This is a genomic window from Vibrio sp. 1078-1, assembly GCF_033340475.1.
In genome coordinates this window covers 1-517 of sequence record NZ_JAWOWM010000911.1, presented here as the reverse complement: position 1 = coordinate 517, position 517 = coordinate 1, and the positions used below count along the sequence as shown (strand labels likewise).

2 pseudogenes are annotated in these 517 nt (G+C 40.0%); both read right to left on the bottom strand.

The window, feature by feature from the left end:
• Positions 1-183: pseudogene (locus R7190_RS30805) on the bottom strand (diguanylate cyclase); the annotation flags it as partial.
• Positions 183-517: pseudogene (locus R7190_RS30800) on the bottom strand (response regulator); the annotation flags it as partial. The pseudogenes R7190_RS30800 and R7190_RS30805, both read right to left, overlap by 1 nt.

The window sequence follows — 517 nt, the reverse complement described above, 5'->3', positions numbered from 1 at the left end:
GAAATGATCGAACAAGCATTGACCTAAAATATCTTGAGACAGCACACCGCTGTAAGACTGCATAAAGCTGTTCCAGACACACACGTTATATTCTGGATCAAGAACAATGAGCCCAGAATCCATGGTATCTAAAATTTGTGTGACCCAATGAAAGTCTGCTATGTCCAGCGTGATATCGGACATCAGATTAACTCCATGATTTCATAAATAATTTCTACTGATGGTTTGTCTATTAGAAATAATACTTCACACTCAAAATCGAGCGCTTCCGCCATGTAGGTATATTCGATGGTAAAGAGTTCGCCTGATTCTCCTTGTTCTTCATTGTAAGGAGTGATTGTATCGACGATGCCCGGCTGACGAAGTGAAAACTGCTTATCAAGTTGGTTCCCTAAAGAGGTTAGGAATGACGAAACCAGCAAGTTAGAGACATTTAAAATAATTTCATTATGAGGCGTAAATTCGAGCAGATACCCCAACCTTTCGCCAATTTGATTGATATCTTTCCCACGTAGGC